This window comes from Streptomyces bobili (assembly GCF_002154575.1).
GTDB classification, from domain to species: domain Bacteria; phylum Actinomycetota; class Actinomycetes; order Streptomycetales; family Streptomycetaceae; genus Streptomyces; species Streptomyces bobili.
The window spans coordinates 1-16,189 of record NZ_MUBA01000239.1 but is presented as its reverse complement, the minus strand read 5'-3'; the positions used below and the strand labels follow the sequence as shown (position 1 = coordinate 16,189).

The 16,189-nt window shown below is 70.3% G+C and carries 18 protein-coding genes; 11 read left to right on the top strand and 7 right to left on the bottom strand.

Annotated features, from left to right (window positions below):
* Together BZL64_RS19955 and BZL64_RS19950 are read left to right on the top strand one after the other, a co-directional pair.
* Positions 1 to 238 (top strand): methionine adenosyltransferase domain-containing protein (locus BZL64_RS19955; RefSeq protein WP_158101544.1); only part of this gene is annotated, 238 nt, incomplete at its 5' end.
* Positions 239 to 250: 12 nt separating this feature from the next.
* Complete coding sequence (locus BZL64_RS19950) at positions 251 to 481, top strand: acyl-CoA carboxylase subunit epsilon (protein WP_086770554.1); 231 nt, start codon at positions 251 to 253, stop codon at positions 479 to 481.
* A 95-nt stretch (positions 482 to 576) separates the two neighbouring features.
* On the opposite strand, the gene BZL64_RS19945 is transcribed toward BZL64_RS19950, so the two are convergent.
* Positions 577 to 2,589 carry a serine hydrolase domain-containing protein gene (locus tag BZL64_RS19945; RefSeq protein ID WP_158101543.1) on the bottom strand — a complete coding sequence of 671 codons (2,013 nt, stop codon included), beginning with the start codon at positions 2,587 to 2,589 and terminating at the stop codon, positions 577 to 579.
* 173 nt (positions 2,590 to 2,762) lie between these two features.
* On the opposite strand from BZL64_RS19945, the gene BZL64_RS19940 reads away from it, so the two are divergent.
* Together BZL64_RS19940 and BZL64_RS19935 are read left to right on the top strand one after the other, a co-directional pair.
* Complete coding sequence (locus BZL64_RS19940) at positions 2,763 to 4,004, top strand: sensor histidine kinase (RefSeq protein ID WP_086770552.1); 1,242 nt, start codon at positions 2,763 to 2,765, stop codon at positions 4,002 to 4,004.
* Positions 3,989 to 4,636, top strand: a complete 648-nt coding sequence (locus tag BZL64_RS19935) for a LuxR C-terminal-related transcriptional regulator (protein ID WP_086770551.1) — start codon at positions 3,989 to 3,991, stop codon at positions 4,634 to 4,636. Before BZL64_RS19940 ends, BZL64_RS19935 begins: the two co-directional genes overlap by 16 nt.
* Positions 4,637 to 4,648: 12 nt before the next feature.
* Here the strand turns inward: BZL64_RS19935 and BZL64_RS19930 are convergent, their stop codons facing one another.
* From BZL64_RS19930 to BZL64_RS19915, 4 genes are all read right to left on the bottom strand, one after another.
* Positions 4,649 to 5,749 (bottom strand): radical SAM protein, encoded by a 1,101-nt coding sequence (locus BZL64_RS19930; RefSeq protein WP_086770550.1) that lies wholly within the window; start codon positions 5,747 to 5,749, stop codon positions 4,649 to 4,651.
* 26 nt (positions 5,750 to 5,775) lie between these two features.
* Positions 5,776 to 6,321, bottom strand: a complete 546-nt coding sequence (locus BZL64_RS19925; protein WP_086770549.1) for a class IV adenylate cyclase — start codon at positions 6,319 to 6,321, stop codon at positions 5,776 to 5,778.
* A 288-nt stretch (positions 6,322 to 6,609) separates the two neighbouring features.
* Positions 6,610 to 7,020: an ATP-binding protein gene (locus BZL64_RS19920; protein WP_244205409.1), complete on the bottom strand. Its 411-nt coding sequence runs from the start codon at positions 7,018 to 7,020 to the stop codon at positions 6,610 to 6,612.
* Positions 7,017 to 7,424: a TauD/TfdA family dioxygenase gene (locus BZL64_RS19915; protein WP_086770548.1), complete on the bottom strand. Its 408-nt coding sequence runs from the start codon at positions 7,422 to 7,424 to the stop codon at positions 7,017 to 7,019. The genes BZL64_RS19920 and BZL64_RS19915 overlap by 4 nt, the downstream gene beginning before the upstream one ends.
* A gap of 521 nt (positions 7,425 to 7,945) precedes the next feature.
* Here BZL64_RS19915 and BZL64_RS19910 point away from each other — a divergent pair.
* The 5 genes from BZL64_RS19910 to BZL64_RS19890 all read left to right on the top strand — a co-directional run bounded on the left by BZL64_RS19910 (position 7,946) and on the right by BZL64_RS19890 (position 12,828).
* Positions 7,946 to 8,359: an NUDIX hydrolase gene (locus tag BZL64_RS19910; RefSeq protein WP_086770547.1), complete on the top strand. Its 414-nt coding sequence runs from the start codon at positions 7,946 to 7,948 to the stop codon at positions 8,357 to 8,359.
* 45 nt (positions 8,360 to 8,404) lie between these two features.
* The gene (locus tag BZL64_RS19905) at positions 8,405 to 9,538 is read left to right on the top strand and encodes a helix-turn-helix domain-containing protein (protein WP_208639478.1); all 1,134 of its coding nucleotides are present in this window, start codon (positions 8,405 to 8,407) and stop codon (positions 9,536 to 9,538) included.
* A gap of 287 nt (positions 9,539 to 9,825) precedes the next feature.
* Positions 9,826 to 10,677, top strand: a complete 852-nt coding sequence (locus BZL64_RS19900) for a helix-turn-helix domain-containing protein (RefSeq protein ID WP_086770546.1) — start codon at positions 9,826 to 9,828, stop codon at positions 10,675 to 10,677.
* A gap of 17 nt (positions 10,678 to 10,694) precedes the next feature.
* Entirely contained in the window at positions 10,695 to 10,877 is a 183-nt protein-coding gene (locus BZL64_RS19895) for a DUF397 domain-containing protein (RefSeq protein ID WP_086770545.1), read from the top strand.
* A 316-nt stretch (positions 10,878 to 11,193) separates the two neighbouring features.
* Positions 11,194 to 12,828: a serine hydrolase gene (locus tag BZL64_RS19890; RefSeq protein ID WP_086770544.1), complete on the top strand. Its 1,635-nt coding sequence runs from the start codon at positions 11,194 to 11,196 to the stop codon at positions 12,826 to 12,828.
* Positions 12,829 to 12,927: 99 nt separating this feature from the next.
* On the opposite strand, the gene BZL64_RS19885 is transcribed toward BZL64_RS19890, so the two are convergent.
* Complete coding sequence (locus BZL64_RS19885) at positions 12,928 to 13,410, bottom strand: GNAT family N-acetyltransferase (RefSeq protein WP_086770543.1); 483 nt, start codon at positions 13,408 to 13,410, stop codon at positions 12,928 to 12,930.
* A 59-nt stretch (positions 13,411 to 13,469) separates the two neighbouring features.
* On the opposite strand from BZL64_RS19885, the gene BZL64_RS19880 reads away from it, so the two are divergent.
* A complete protein-coding gene (locus BZL64_RS19880) occupies positions 13,470 to 14,294 on the top strand; it encodes an exodeoxyribonuclease III (protein ID WP_086770542.1) in 825 nt (274 codons plus the stop codon).
* A 25-nt stretch (positions 14,295 to 14,319) separates the two neighbouring features.
* Here BZL64_RS19880 and BZL64_RS19875 read toward each other — a convergent pair whose 3' ends face one another.
* Positions 14,320 to 14,964, bottom strand: coding sequence for a MerR family transcriptional regulator (locus tag BZL64_RS19875; RefSeq protein WP_086770541.1), 645 nt, complete (start codon positions 14,962 to 14,964; stop codon positions 14,320 to 14,322).
* A 143-nt stretch (positions 14,965 to 15,107) separates the two neighbouring features.
* Between BZL64_RS19875 and BZL64_RS19870 the strand changes: the two genes are divergently transcribed.
* Positions 15,108 to 16,189 (top strand): flavin-containing monooxygenase (locus tag BZL64_RS19870; RefSeq protein ID WP_143663230.1); only part of this gene is annotated, 1,082 nt, incomplete at its 3' end.

The window sequence follows — 16,189 nt, the reverse complement described above, 5'->3', positions numbered from 1 at the left end:
GGTCGGCCTGTTCGTCGAGACGTTCGGCACCGCCCGGGTCGCCGTCGACCGCATCAAGGACGCCGTCGCCGAGGTCTTCGACCTGCGTCCGGCGGCCATCATCCGCGACCTCGACCTGCTGCGCCCGATCTACGCCCAGACCGCCGCCTACGGCCACTTCGGCCGCGAGCTGCCCGACTTCACCTGGGAGCGCACCGACCGCGCCGACAAGCTCGCCGCCGCCGCGGGCCTGGGCTGAGGGGGAGCCGGCATGTACACCAACCCGCCCGCGCTGCCGTTGCCCGCGGGGCTTCCCGCGCCCGCCTTCGAGGTCACCTCCGGTGAGCCCGACATGACCGAGCTGGCCGCCCTCACCCTCGTCCTGTACGCCTTCACCCAGTCCCGCCCCGAGTCCACGGAGGCCGCCCGTTCGGTGGCCGAGTGGTGGCGCCGGCGGCCGGGCGAGTACGGGACCGCCGGTTCCTGGCGGGACCGGGGATGACCGCTCCTCCCCGCTGTCACGCGGTGAGCCCGCCGCCGTCCGGGACTGTCCCGGACGGCGGCGGGCTCCTTGTGCGGGGCCGGGCACGGTCGGTCTTACGGCAGGAGTCCGTAGGCCGCGCCCAGGCCGACCACGACCGTGGCCGCGAGGGCGTGGCAGGTGTAGGTGACCCGGCCGGCCACCGGCCACCAGCCCCGGCGCCAGGCGACCACCGTGCAGATCAGGAGCAGGGCGGTGGCGGCGGCCGCGGCGGCGACCAGGTGGGGGATCAGGGTCAGCAGGGGCGAGTCGCCGACGAGGACGGTCCGGTTGAGGGCGTTGCCGTCGCCGGTGAGCCGGATGAAGCACACGGTGGCCGTGGCCAGGATCGCGCCGGTGAGCCAGGCCAGCGTCCAGGCGAGCCGGCCGCCGGGCGCCTTGGCCTTGCGGCGTCGTACGTACGCCACCAGCGGGAGGAGCAGCAGGGCCGCGCCGAGGACCGCGAGGCCGCCCAGCAGGGCCTGCTGGTGCAGGGCCGGCGACTGGTACCAGGGCAGCTTCTCGAAGACCTGCGTCGGGTCGGAGGCCAGGGCCAGCCGGCCGTCGCGGAAGGCGATCCGGTCCTGCCCGGCGCGCTCCTGGAAGACGCCCGGCGCGACCGGCACCCAGTGCTGCTCGCCGACCCGCGGGTCGCGGGCCAGCCCGGTCGTGGTCAGCGCGCCACCCTCGTCGGCGGTGACGTGCACGGAGGTGGTGAGCGCCGCGACCCGGGTCAGGTCGGAGGTGCTGGTGCGGGTGGTGCGGTAGTAGCCGGAGTAGGGGGAGGACGCGGCCTTGTCCCGCTGGGCGAGCTGCGCGGAGGCGCCGGCCGAGGGCTTCCCGGCGGGCTTGCCGCGGTCGGTCGTCGTGCCGGACGGGGTGGCCGCGGCACCCTTGCCGCCGTCACCGAGCCGGTCGGCCACCCGGTTCACCAGTTCCTGGCCGGCGTAGGAGGCACTGCCGTCGACACCGTCGCCGTTGTAGACGACGTACACGCCGACTCCGGAGGCGGGCAGCAGGGCCAGGTTGCCGTGGAAGCCGGGCAGGTCACCGTCCTTCACCCACATGCGCTCGCCGGCCCGCTGACGCTCCTCCAGCAGGTAGCCGATGCCGGGCAGCCGGGGGTCGTTGGCGAACTGGCGGTGCAGCATGGCGCGGGTGGAGGCGGGGGTCAGGACCGGGCCGCCGCCGTCGAGCAGGGCGCTCATCAGGCGGCCCATGTCGGCGGCGGTGGTGACCGCGCCGGCGCCGGTCGGCGTCCACGCGCCGTACTGCCCGTCCTCGGCGCGCTGCCGGCCGCCGTCGGGCCGGTAGCCGAGGGCGAGGGCGTCGGCGGTACGGGCGTCGGGCCGGGCGAAGGTGGTGCGGGTCATGCCGAGGGGGGTCAGGACGGCGCGGTCGACGTAGGTGGCGAAGGGGGTCCCGGTGACCTGTTCGACCAGGTAACCGGCCAGCGCGACACCGTAGTTGTCGTAGCTCGCGACCTCGCCGGGCGGACGTACCCGCTTCGGCTGGTGCTTGTCGAGGCTCTCGCCGAGGGCGCCCGCCGGCTCGGGCGAGGTGCCGCCGCGGCCGAGGATGCTGGTGTCGAACCCGGCGGTGTGCGTGAGCAGATGACGGACCGTCACCGGCTTACCCGGGTAACTGTCCTTGACGTTGAAGGCGGTCAGGTACCGGTTGACGTCGGCGTCCAGGCTCAGCTTGCCCTTCTCCACCTGCTGGAGCACGGCGACCGCCGTGAACAGCTTGGCGTCGGAGGCCATGAAGTAGCCGGTCCTGCGCGGGTCGCTGCGCACCTCGCGCTCCACGTCCGCCAGACCGTACCCCTTGGTCAGCGTCCGCCCGCCCCGGTCCACGACGACGACGGAGGCGCCGGGGATGCGGTAGTCGGCCAGCTGCTTCGGCACCAGTTCGTCCAGCAGGGCGGACAGGCTCCCGCCCCCCTGCCGTGCGGACGCCGTATCACCGGTACCGGCACCCGTACCGGCGGCGGCACGGGCACCCGTACCGGCGGCGGCCGGGGTCACCACGCACAGGACGGCGGTCACCACGGCCGCCACCAGGATGAGGATTCGCTCTCGGCTCGTCATGCCTTCCATTCCACGCGCCGGGGCCGTCGCGCCCCATGGCCCTGTGTGGTGTCCGGGGTGTACCCAGGTACACCCCCCGAGAGGGGACAATGGTCCCGTGATCGGCGGCACGTGGCACACCAGGATGTAACACGTAGGGCGGCAACGGGCCGCCGGATCTCAGGAGTTGTGGCATGAATATCGCCAAGGACGCACGTACCGCGGTCGCCGGACTTCCGCTGGCGGGACTGGCCGTCGTAGAGGTCTTCTTCTTCTCCCTTCTGGTCACCGCGATCTCCCTGCTCGGGGCGGGTATCGGCCTCTTCCTCATCCCGGCGGCGGCGATCGCCGCCCGCAGCACGGTGAACATCACCCGCCGGCTGGCCGGCGCCCGCCTGGAGGGCGGCATCCCCGAGCCGTACCTGCCCGAGCCGCCGCGCGAGGGCGGCCTCAAGAGCTGGTGGGCCCGCACCCAGTGGATCCTCACCGACCCGGCGACCTGGCGGGACCTCGCCTGGATGCTGGTCAACCCGGTCGTCGGACTCGTCCTGGTGCTGCTGCCGCTCACGCTGATCGCGTTCGGCGTCTTCGGCCTGCTGATGCCCCTGCTGTGGGAGGACATCAGCGGCAGCGGCGGCAACAACTGGTACTGGTTCGTCAAGGTGACGGACAGTCAGAGCGCGCTGTACGCCCTCGGACTGGGCATCCCGACCCTGCTGATCGGCCTCGTCTCGGCACCCGCCCTGATGCGCGCCCACGCCCAGCTCGCCCGCACCCTCCTCGCCCCCACCGAGACCGCCCGCAAGGTCCTGCACCTCACCCGCACCCGTTCCGAGGTCGTCAGCAGCTCCGCCGCCGAACTGCGCCGCATCGAGCGCGACCTGCACGACGGCGCCCAGGCCCGGCTCGTCGCCCTCGGCATGAACCTCGGCGTCGCCGAGCAGCTCCTCGCCAAGGACCCGGAGGCGGTCCGCGCGATCCTCGCCGACACCCGAAAGGCCTCCGCCAGCGCCCTGACCGAGCTGCGCGACCTGATCCGCGGCATCCACCCGCCGGTCCTCGCCGACCGCGGTCTCGCCGACGCCGTCCGCGCCCTCGCCCTGGACAGCCCGCTCGACGTCTCCGTCACCGCCGAACTGCCCGGCCGCGCCGACGCCCCCGTCGAGTCCGCCCTCTACTTCGCCGTCTCCGAGATCCTCACCAACGCCGCCAAGCACGCCTCCCCGACCCACGTCGACGTCGACCTCTGGTACGCCGACGGCCGGATCCGCGCCCAGGTCAGCGACGACGGCCACGGCGGGGCCGACCCCTCGCGCGGCACCGGCCTGCGCGGCATCGAGCGCCGCCTCGCCGCCTTCGACGGGGTGCTCGCGGTCCACAGCCCGGTCGGCGGACCCACCACCCTCACCCTGGAGATCCCTTGCGCGTTGTCCTAGCCGAAGACCTGTTCCTCCTGCGCGACGGCCTGGTGAGGCTGCTGGAGGCGTACGACTTCGAGATCGTGGCCGCCGTCGACAACGGGCCCAGCCTCTTACGGGCCCTCGTCGACGAGCGGCCCGACGTCGCGGTCGTCGACGTACGCCTCCCGCCCACCTTCACCGACGAGGGCCTCCAGGCCGCCCTCACCGCCCGCAAGCAGGTCCCGGGCCTGCCGGTGCTCGTCCTCTCCCAGTACGTCGAGCAGCTCTACGCGCGTGAGCTGCTCGCCGACGGCAGCGGCGGCATCGGCTACCTCCTCAAGGACCGCGTCTTCGACCCCGACCAGTTCGTGGAGTCCGTCCGCCGGGTCGCCGCCGGCGGCACCGCCATGGACCCCGACGTCGTGGCCAAACTCTTCGCCAAGGACAGCAACGGCCCCAAAGGCTCCCTCGCCCGCCTCACCCCCCGCGAGCGCGAGGTCCTGGCGCTGATGGCCGAGGGCCGCTCCAACGCCTCCATCGCCCAGGCCCTGGTGATCACCGAACGCTCCGTCATCAAACACACGTCCAACATCTTCGCGAAGCTGGACCTGCCGGTCTCGGACGACGCGAACCGGCGGGTACTGGCGGTGCTGGCGTTCCTCAGGTGATCCACGCGCAATTCACGCGGGAATAGCTTGCTGGTGGAGCGTGGTCAGGCGGGTGTGTTCGTCGTCGCGGAAGGTCTGGACTTCGCGGCAGAGCGTGCTCATGACGAATTGACCGAGTGGCACGCACAGGTCCATGCGCTGGATGCAGACGCCGACCATGAACGGGCCGTTCTGGGCACGGTAGAGGCGGATGCCGTAGAAGCCCTCCTGGCAGTCGTGGTCGTTGTTGAAGCGGCAGGTGGCGCAGGTGTCGGGCAGGCGGGTGGGGCGGATGGTCTTGGTGTCGAGGTGGTGGCCGTCGGGGAGGCGGTAGCGGGTGCGGCTGCCGGAGGCTCCGGCGGTATGGATGTGCCGGACTGGCTGGGCGCCGAGGTGGCTGAGGAGGTCCTGCACGGCGGCCAGGGAGGCGTCGCCGTCTGTCAGGGAGGTCAGGACGCGTACGGTCACGTTCTGGCCGTAGGTCTCGATGATCCTCAGCACGCGGGGGATGTGGGTGTGGTCGGGGAGGACGATGTTGGCAGAGACCTTCACGCCGTGGGACAGCGCTGTGTCGACGGTGGCGTGCAGGGCGGCGAGTTTGCGTTCGGCGAGGGCGGTGGAGGCGTAGCGGGCGGCCTGGACGGCGGCCAGTTCCTCGGGTGTGGTGCCGAAGACGGACAGGTTGATGCGGTCGAGCCCGGCGGCGGCGCATTCGGCGAGGACGGCAGCCCCGTTCTCCCCGTTGGAGGTGATACCGACGGTCAGGCCGAGGCGGTGGGCGATGGCAACCAGTTCGGGGAGCCTGGGGTGGAGGGTGGGTTCCCCGCCGGTGAAGTGGACTTCGTCGGTGTCGACGCTGCCGCGCATGGCGGCCAGGGCGAGCGCGTAGTCGGTGTCGGGTTCGATGCGGGCGGGCAGGAAGTCGGCCCGGTTGGTGCGGAGGTAGATCGACACCCGTCCGGTGGGGCCGGGGGTTCCGGTGAACTCCCCGGCGGTACGCCCGTGGTTGTCGGCGGTGACCGGCGTGCCCTCGTTGTGGCAGAAGGTGCAGGCCATCCCGCATGCGTCGATGACCTTCACGCGGAGAGTACGGTCCGGCCTGATTTCCACCGGCAGATCGGGTGAGCCGTGCATGGGGCCGCCTTCCAGGGGGCCGAGCGTCAGCGAGAGGGGAAGCGCAGGTCGGCGATGGTGGTCAGGTCGATGCCGTAGCGGGCGTACACGGCAGTGGTGTTCTGGCTCGTCAGCGCCGCGCGGTCCAGGCCGAGGCGCTTGGCCGCCGCCCACACCTGCTCGGCGTCATCGCCCTCGATCTCCAGATACGGCGGGATCAGCGGCCAGGAGTCGATCTCCAGCCGGACATCGTTCAGCAGCCAGGAGGAGCGACGGTTCTCCTGGTACGCCTTCGCGATGAAACCGAGGCTGCCGAGGAGGGCGTTGGCCGTGTCGAAGTCGCCCACGGTCGTTTCGGTCTCGCGCGTGCCGTCCACGGCGTCGGAGGTGATCTCCTTGACGCACAGGGTCACCTCGCTGCCGGTATCGCGCAGCCGGATCCAGCGGCTGGTGTCGCCGGGTGCGATGTCGTAGACATACCGGCGCATCACGCGGTCGCTTACGTGGGTTCCTCCGGCAGCCGCGATGCGCTGCGCCATTTCGGCCGGGTCGATGTCCAGGGCCTTGGTCTCGTACTCGGTCTGTGTCGTCATTCCTCTGCCTTCAGTCGAGTGCGCGCAGCCCATGCAGTACGCGTCTCATCAGGTCGATGCCGGGGGGCTGGAACTGGGGCTGGTGAGGGCGGGCGGGTCGGTACGTCATGGCACCGATGGCAGGCCCGGTGGTCGCTGCTCCCCGCAAGGGACGGGCGAGCCAGGAGTGTTCGGCTTCGAGGAGCAGTTGTATCGGACGCGGGCGACTGTGCGGGCGGCGTGCTCGTACAGCCAGAACGGTGAGGAACGCCGCCGCGCAGACGGCGGTGGCCAGAGCGTGCCGGGCCTTCATGAGACGGGTCCGTTCAGCAGCAGGAGCGCCCACACCGTCTTGCCGACCGGTGTCCGCTCGCGATGCCCGACGCTTTCGGCGAGCGCGGCGACCAGCAGAAGGCCCCGGCCGCGCTCGGCGTCAGCGTCCGGCGTGGCGGCGCAGGGAGGCGTGTCGCTGGCATCGGAGACCTCGACCAGGCATTCCTTGCCGGAGACGCCGAGGCGGACCTCGAAGCTCTGGTGGGGTACGTGCGTGTACCGCACCGCGTTCGTCGCGAGTTCACTGCACACCAGCACGGCGGTGTCGACATCGTCCTCACCGCAGCCCCACCGGGTCAGGGTCCGGCGCACCTGTCTGCGGACCAGCCACACGCACTTCTCATGCGGCGTGAACTCCATCCGCCAGTCCATGTCGGATTTGCTCACGGGCCGACGTCCATCGGCTCGCCGAGCGCCCGGTAGCACAGGCGCGGTCCGGTGAAGGCGGTACGGGCGTGGAGCCAGCGGGTGTTGTCCAGGACGTATCCCTGACCGGCGGCGAGCGTCAGTGTCCGCTGGCGGCGGGCGATCGCCGCCCGCAGTACGGGCAGGTAGGGCTGGGCGAGCGGCGAGAACCGGGCAAGGCTGTCCCAGCGCAGCCGGATCTGGGGGCGTCCGTCCGGACGCGGGGTGAAGACCGAACCGAGGTGTCCGTCGCGACCGCCGAAGAAGGCGCTACGCGGTTCGCTGAGCGCGGCCACCGCGTCCGGGTGGTCCTCGGCGAGATCGGCGTACACGGCGTGGCCGTCGGCGAGCAGGCATTGTCCGCCGGTGGTCGCGGCCGGGCGCAGACCAGCATCATCAGCCGGGGCGGGGTGGCGAGGCTGGAACGCTCGGTGTGCGGCAGCACTTCGCCGTTACTCAGCCCCGCGAAGCCCTCGCGTCCGGTGTGCCGGCCGGTGTCCCGGATGACGGTGAGGCCGTCGGGGTCGCTGTCCCTGTGGGGCGTGATGTGCATGACGTCGGCAGCGGCGTCGAGTACGTCCTGCCGGGTGGGTAACTGGTCGAGAAGCGCCAACCCGGTGCTGCGCAGCGCATCGGAAACAGCCAAATCCGTGTCCATGCTGGGCGGTCCCGGAAGGGGAAGCGCGTCTATGCCGTTCTTCGCCTTGACTACGACGCGCGTCATCGGAGAGTTCCTTCCGTCGTGGTGTGCCAGACAGGTGGTCTCACTGTCGGTAGTCACGCACCGCCTCGTAAAGTGACAGATTGTCAACCCCGTTGGGTGGTCGATCAAGACTGTCAGGTGCCCTGTGCGTGTTACGTTCCGAGCGTCTCGGCTCTGCCATCGCACCGATCCGTGAAGGACGCCATGACGTACACGCCGCATACTTTTCCCGTCTCTGTGAAGGGCGTTGCTGTGGACGGCGACGGCCGCGTGCTGTTGCTGCGCAACGAACGGGACGAGTGGGAACTGCCCGGCGGGCGGCTGGAGCTCGGTGAGTCCCCCGAGCAGTGCGTGGTTCGCGAAGTCGAGGAGGAGTCGGGCTGGGAAGTCGCCGCAGGGCCGCTGCTGGACGCGTGGGTGTACCAGCCGATCCCTGACCGGCACGTCCTGATCGTCACCTACGGCTGCACGGTCCTGACTCCGGACGTGCTGCCTGTTATCAGCCACGAGCACAAGGAAGTCGGGCTGTTCACGGTGGACGAGGTCCCCGGCCTTCGGATGCCCGACGGATACAAGGCGTCGGTTGCCGCCTGGTACAAGCAGCAACCGGGGCGGTAGACCTTGGTTGGGGCCGACGGCCGTCTGCCGGCTCCAAGGGCCCTGTTGCCGCACACCCTGTGGCATTGGGCGACCCCACAGGCTGAAGCCGTCCTCGTCACCCGCGACCTGGGACCGATTCTCCGGTTCTACCGGCAGATTCACTCTCTCTCGCAAGCCGCCCTCGGCGATCTCCTCGGCTACGACAAGACGTATGTCTCGATGGTCGAGAACGGACGCCGCACCATCGACGACGTGCCCTCGCGCCGCCGTATCGCCGCTGCTCTGTGCCTGCCGCCCCATGCGCTGGGAGTGACGGACCCGTCCGACGCGGACCACGTCGCGATGGTGCAGTTCGGGAACTCCACCGTCCGGCTCGCGGAGATCGTCCGCCAGAGCGGACACGCAACCGAAGCGGTTGCCGAGTTGTGGCCGCTGGTGGCCCGCCTGGAAGCCCAGGTCGCCGACGGTCACGCCGAACGGGAACTCCTCACGCTGTTGGCCGGGGCGCGCGTCGGGCTGGGCGTTGCTCTTGGCCACGTTCTGCCCGAAGAGCGACTGGTCACCGCCGCCCGCTGGACCGGTCAGGGACTGGCTATCGCCCGGTACCTGGACGATCCGGACATGTGCTCGTACGCCTTGCGCATGCACGGGAACGAGCTGCGCAAGGCCGGACTGGTCGGAGCCGCCGTCGACCGCCTCCACGAGGCCGTCGCCGTCGCACCTGATGACGACGGGCGCGCCTCGGCTCTGACTCTGCTCGCGCGCGCCGCCGGAGAGCTCGGCGACGGGACCCTCTTCGACATGACGGTTCGAGACAACCGGGCGTTGCTCGAACAGGTCGCGCACACCTCGTTGGTGAACCCCTTCGCGTTGCACGAGATCCGGATGCGTGGACTGGTCGCCACCGGGCGCGGTGACCAGGCGGTACGCCTCGCCGGTGAGCAGTCCCCCGCCACCTCGGCCATCACGCCGCAGTGGCAGGTGATCGAGCACGTCACGGCAGGCCGGGTCCTGCTGCTGCGTGGCGACCGTACCGGTGCTGCTGACCGCCTTGCTGTGGCGATCAACGCGGCGCGCGTCCACCGGTTGCCGCACCAACTCCAGCGAGTTGTCCGCATCACCGGCCGCGTCCTGCCCGCACTCTGCGCGCGGGCGAGTCAGAGCCTGGAGCGGCTGCGGCGGGAAATGGCCGCGTAACGGGCCAGGGCACGGCGGTTCGGTATTCATACAACCTCCAAGGTGCTGGTGTGTTCTACGAGTTGCTGTGCCTTGCGGTCCCGAACGGTGGCCTGCCGTCTTTCCCTCATGAAGGAGAGCGGTGCACTTCCGGATTGCTACGGGGCAGTCGCGGTGCGTAGTTGATGCACCACAGACCGTAGGGCGCAACTTACATCCGTCGCAACATGCATCCGGAAATTTCCTCCGGAAGGGTCGCGTGCCAGGATGGGGCGTCAGATTCCATGAGCCGATGAGGAACGGGCCGCATGCCGCAACGCAGCAACCCGACGGCACGTCAGGTCAGGCTTGGCGCTGAACTGCGTAAGATGCGCGAGCGCGCCGGGATGACCGCGCGGGAGGCCGCCGTCGCGATCGGCTCGAACTACATGATGCTCAGCCACCAGGAAGCCGGTCGCGCGGGCATCAGTGACGGGCGCGTCCTTCGCCTCGCGGAGATCTACGTCTGCGAGGACGAGCCCCTCGTCAACGCCTTGGTCGCCATGGCGAATGAGCGCGGCAAACGTTGGTGGCAGGCATACCGGGGCGGCATCGCGTCCAGCTTCCTGGATGTCGCGGAACTCGAACACCACGCCACGTACATCCGCACCTATCAGGTCGTACACATCCCCGGCCTCTTCCAGACCGAGGAGTACATGCGTGCCGTCTTCACCCTGTCGGCGCCCCAACTCTCCGACGCGGAGCGTGAACTCCAGATCCAGCACCGGCTACAGCGCCAGCAACTCATTGAGCCCGAAGCGCGCGTCCCCCAGGAAGCGATCATTCATGAATCCGCGCTCCGCATGCGCTTCGGCGGACGCAAGGCGGCCCGCGCCCAGCTTGACCGCGTCCTGGAACTGGCGCACCGCGACAACATCTCCGTACGAGTCGTGACGTACGACGCCGAAGGGTTCGCAGGACTCGGCAGTCCTGTCATGTACGCGTGCGGCGCGGTACCCCAACTCGACACGGTCCAGCTCGACGCCTTGCACGGAGTGCTGTTCCTGGACGCAGAAGCACAACTGGCCTGGTACCGCCTCCTCCTCGACCGCATGAGAGACATGGCACTTACTGTCGAAGCCTCGCAAGACTTCATCCACCGCCTAGCGCGGCAGATCTAGACAGGAGAGGCCGCAGGATGCCCAGACTCCTCGACTGGCAGAAGTCCTCGTTCTCCGGCGGAGGCGAAGGAAACGCCTGCCTGGAACTCGCCACCTCCGCCCATGCCCTACAACTCCGCGAGAGCGACGATCCGACCACCACCCTCACGACCACGCCCGCCGGACTCCAAGCCCTCATCCACAGCCTGAAAACAGAGTGAGCATCTCGGCGCCGGCGACGCCAAGCGCCGGTCCCTGGCTGTTTCCGCCCACCCGCAACCGGGTCGTGGGCGCTCCTGCACGGTGGCCTGGTGCTTTCCGGCCGGGACCGAGAGCTGTGCGCTGCCGCATGAGTACGGGACCGCGCAGTGTGTGGTCGGTGCGCCACCGACGTAAGGGCGCGAACCTGCGTCCGGCGCATCCGGGTCCCAGCCCCTGCTGCGAGCGAGCGGCACTCGGACGTGATCGCGAGGCGGCGGGTCCCCCGGATGGCTCGCTGATGCGACAGGCGTCGGGGCAGCACCTTCACTGGAAAACATGTCTCACCTTGACCAGGCGCACACCCGGCGTCTTCGCTCCGCTGCGGCACTGGGCCTGATCGCGGCCCTGGCCGGCGGCGGCTGCGCGGGTCCCGACAGCTCCGCCGCCGCCGTCCACAGGGCGGCCGCCCAGACGTCGCCGCTACCCACCGTCCCGCCTGCCCAGCCGCCGCCGCGCCTCACGCGGGCCAAGGTCGACGCCGCGGTGGACCGGCTCGACGGAGTCGTACAGGACGCCATGCGCAGGACCGGTGTGCCGGGGGTCGCCGTCGGCGTGGTCCATGACGACGAGGTGCTGTATCTGAAGGGCTTCGGCGCACGGAAGGCCGGCGCGAAGGGCCGGGTCGGACCCGACACCGTCTTCCAGCTCGCCTCGGTCTCCAAGCCGGTCGCATCGACCGTGGTCGCCGCGGCCGTGGGTGAGAAGACCGTCGGCTGGGACGACCCGGTCGTCGAGCACAGCCCGGGCTTCGCCCTCAAGGACCCCTGGGTGACCCGCCACGTCACGCTCGCCGACCTGTTCTCGCACCGCAGCGGGCTGCCCGACCACGCCGGGGACCTCTTGGAGGACCTCGGCTACGACCGCTCGTACATCCTGGAGCGTCTGCGGTACGAACCGTCGGCCCCCTTCCGTGCCCACTACGCGTACACCAACTTCGGGCTGACCGAAGCCGCGGTCGCCGTCGCGCGGGCGGCGGACACCAACTGGGAGGATCTGTCCGCCGACAAGCTGTACCGGCCGCTGGGCATGGACTCCACCAGTTCCTCCTTCGCCGACTACGAGAAGGCCGGGAACAAGGCCGTCACCCATGTGAGGCAGGGCGACACCTGGCAGGCCGAGTTCGTACGGGACGCGGACGCCCAGAGCCCGGCGGGCGGGGCCAGCTCCACCGTCCGGGACATGGCGAAGTGGCTGCGCCTGCAGCTCGGCAACGGCAAGTTCGAGGGGCGGCAGGTCATCGACGCCGACGCACTGGACGAGACCCACCTGCCGCACATGCTCTCCGAGCCGCCGCACGCGCCCGCGGGCAGGTCCGGGTTCTACGGGCTCGGCTGGAACGTGAGCTACGACGACCAGGGCAGGCTGAAGCTCGGCCACTCCGGCGGCTTCGCGCTGGGGGCGGCCACCAACGTCGCGTTGTTGCCCTCGGAGAAGCTCGGCATCGTCGTCCTGACCAACGGCCAGCCCGTCGGCCTGCCCGAGTCGATCACCGCCACGTTCCTCGACACCGCGCAGACGGGCGGATCCACCGTCGACTGGCTGGCGTTCCTCGGGCCGATCATCAAGCAGACCCTCGCGGGGGAACAGTCGCCGGTCGACTACAGCAAGCCTCCGGCCTCGCCCGCACCCGCCAAGGCGAACAGCGCCTACACCGGAACGTACGCCAATGACTACTACGGCCCGATGACCGTCAGCGTCCAGGGGGACGAACTCACCATGCAACTTGGGCCCAAGAAGCAGCGGTTCTCCTTGCGCCACTACGACGGTGACACCTTCAGCTACCGCACCACCGGCGAAAACGCCGTCGGCCTGTCCGGCGTGACCTTCACCGTCGGGTCCGGCGGACGCGCCGACAAGGTCCGGGTCGAGAACCTCGACACGACCGGCCTCGGCACCTTCACCAGGGAATGAGCCTCAGTGAACTCAGGCCATCGCCGCGACGCCCTCCACCCAGGCCGCCTCCGGCGCAGGGTGGCCTACCTCAGGAGCTGAGCGGCCCGGCTTCAGGAGTCAGGAGCTGAGCCGCTTCGCGAAGCAGCGGCTGTCGTCGTGGAAGCGGTAGTAGCCGAACTTGGTGCAGGGCTCGTAGCCGCTGGAGGTGTACAGCGCGATGGCCTCCGGCTGCTCGGTGCCGGTTTCCAGGACCATGCGGAGGCGGCCGGCCGCGCGGGCGTCGTCCTCCAGTGTGGCGAGCATCCGGCGGGCCAGCCCTCGCCCCCGCGCCTGCTTGACCACGAACATCCGCTTCAGCTCGGCGTCGCCGTCCTGGTTGCCCTCGCCGTTCTCGTCCTGGCTGCGCCAGCCGCCCGTGGCGACCGGCCTGCCCAGCTCGTCGTAGGCGATGAGATACACGCCGCGCGGGGGATCGAAGTCCGCGGGCTCCAGCACCGTGGCGTCACCGCCGTCGCCGTAGCGCTCGTGGTACTCGGCCTGGACCTCGTCGTTCAGCTTCACGGCGTCGGGGTGGTCGAACGGAACGCGGCGTATATTCATGCTGCTCACGGTACATCCATGCATAGCTAGGCGGCGGTGGAAAATCTGGACCCCGTCCAGTGTGCCGGTATCGTGCCCGCGTGCTGACCGTGACCTCCGTAAACGTGAATGGACTGCGCGCCGCCGCGAAGAAGGGCTTCGTGGAGTGGCTCGCCGACACCTCCGCCGATGTGCTGTGCCTCCAGGAGGTGCGCGCCGAATCCCAGCAACTGCCGGAGACCGTCCGCGCCCCCGAGGGCTGGCACGTCACCCACGCCCCCGCCGCCGCCAAGGGCCGCGCGGGCGTCTCCCTCTACACCCGCCGCGAACCGGACGCCGTCCGCATCGGCTTCGGCTCCACCGAGTTCGACACGAGCGGCCGCTACGTCGAGGCCGACCTGCCGGGTGTGACGGTCGCTTCCCTCTACCTCCCGTCCGGTGAGGTCGGCACCGACCGCCAGGACGAGAAGGTCCGCTTCATGGACGAGTTCCTCGCCTACCTCAAGACCCTCCGCGAACGCGCCGCCGCCGACGGCCGCCAGGTCCTGATCTGCGGCGACTGGAACATCGCCCACCAGCAGGCCGACCTGAAGAACTGGCGCTCCAACACCAAGAACTCCGGCTTCCTCCCCGAGGAACGCGAATGGCTGACCCAGGTCCTCACGCCCGAGGCGGGCGGCTACGTCGACGTGGTGCGCACCCTCCACCCGGACGTGACGGGGCCGTACACGTGGTGGTCGTACCGGGGACGGGCCTTCGACAACGATTCGGGATGGAGAATCGATCTCCACGTGTCGACCCCCGGCCTCGCGGCCAAGGCCGTCAAGGGCCTCGTCGAGCGGGCGGCCACGCACGACGAGCGCTGGTCGGACCACGCGCCGGTCACGGTGGTCTACGACCTCTGAACCCGCCGCGACGAAAAGCCGCGACCTACGGCTGCTGAACCCGCCGCAACCGCCGGTCCAGCGCCAGTGAAAGCTCCGCCTCCACCACGCTTCGTGCCAGTGGGCGCAGGCGGGGCAGGGCTTCCTCGCCCGCGTGGCGGAGGATCACGGCGGTGAAGAGTTCGGCGAGGGCGTCGGCGTGGTCGCGGGCGCCTGCGGTGAGGACCTCGGCGAGGGGAATGCCCTCGCGGACCAGGGCGGCGGAGACGTCCAGCAGGCGGCGGCTGATGTGGACGATCTCGTCGCCGTCGGTGGCCAGGTAGCCGAGGTCGAGGGCGGCGGCGAGGTTCTCCGGGGTGACCTGGCCCTCGAAGCGGGCGGCGAGTTCCTCGGGGGTGAGGTGGATCGGCTCCTCCTCGGTGGGGCCGCCGACGCCGAGCAGGTCGGCGACGTCGCGGCCGTGGTCGAGGGCGTCGGCCAGTTCGGCGATGCCGGTGAGGGTGTGGCCGCGGTCCAGCAGCGCCGCGATCGTGCGCAGGCGGGCCAGGTGGTGGTCGTCGTACCAGGCGATACGGCCCTCGCGCCGGGGTGGCGCGAGCAGTTTGCGCTCACGGTAGAAGCGCAGGGTGCGCACCGTGATGCCGGCCTCCCTGGCCAGTTCCTCCGTCCGGTACTCCCGCTTGTCGGTCACCGGGGAAGCCTATGTCGTACCGTCGGTAACTTTCCTTCTTCCGGCCCCTACCCATCAGTACGGTGCTGCTCTACGCTCCGATTGCGCCAGTGTTCACTGGCACGGTCGCAGCGAAGTGTGTCGCGAGGCAAGGAGGCGTCGGGATGGCGGAGCACGAGCACAAGCATGTGCGGGTGGCGGTGATCGGGTCCGGGTTCGGCGGACTGGGGGCCGCGGTGCGGCTGCGCCGGGAGGGGATCACCGACTTCGTCGTCCTGGAGCGGGCGAGCGGCGTCGGCGGCACCTGGCGGGACAACAGCTATCCCGGATGCGCCTGTGACGTGCCGTCCCACCTCTACTCCTTCTCCTTCGCGCCCAACCCCGACTGGCCGCGCACCTTCTCCGGGCAGGAGCACATCCGCGCCTACCTGGAGCACGTCGCGGACGTCTTCCGGCTGCGCCCGCACATCCGCTTCGACTCCGAGGTCAAGCGGATGACCTGGGACCCGGAGCTGCTGCGATGGGACATCGAGACGGCGAGGGGATCGCTCTCGGCGGACGTCGTGGTGTCCGCGACCGGCCCGCTCTCCGATCCGAAGATCCCCGAGATCCCCGGCCTGGAGTCGTTCCCCGGCAAGGTCTTCCACTCCGCCCGCTGGGACCACGACTACGACCTCACCGGCAAGCGCGTCGCCATGGTCGGCACCGGCGCCTCGGCCATCCAGATCGTGCCCGCGATCCAGCCGAAGGTCGCCGGCCTCACCCTCTTCCAGCGCACCCCGCCGTGGGTGATGCCCCGCGTCGACCGGGCGATCAGCGGCGCCGAGCGCTGGCTGCACAAACAGCTGCCGTTCACCACGCAGGCCCGCCGCGGGCTGCTGTGGGGCATCCGCGAACTCCAGGTGCAGGCCTTCACCAAGCACCCGAACGAACTCGGCTTCGTCGAGCGGCTCGCCAAGGCGAACATGGCCCGCGCGGTCAAGGACCCGGCCCTGCGCGCCAAGCTCACCCCGGACTACCGCATCGGCTGCAAGCGCATCCTGCTGTCCAGCGAGTACTACCCGGCGCTCACCCGCCCGAACGTGGACGTCGTGGCGAGCGGGCTGCACGAGATCCGCGGAAACACCCTGGTCGCCGCCGACGGCAGCGAGGCCGAGGTCGACGCGATCGTCTTCGGCACCGGTTTCCGCGTCACGGACATGCCGATCGCCGAACGGGTCGTCGGCGCCGACGACCCGTTCGGCGA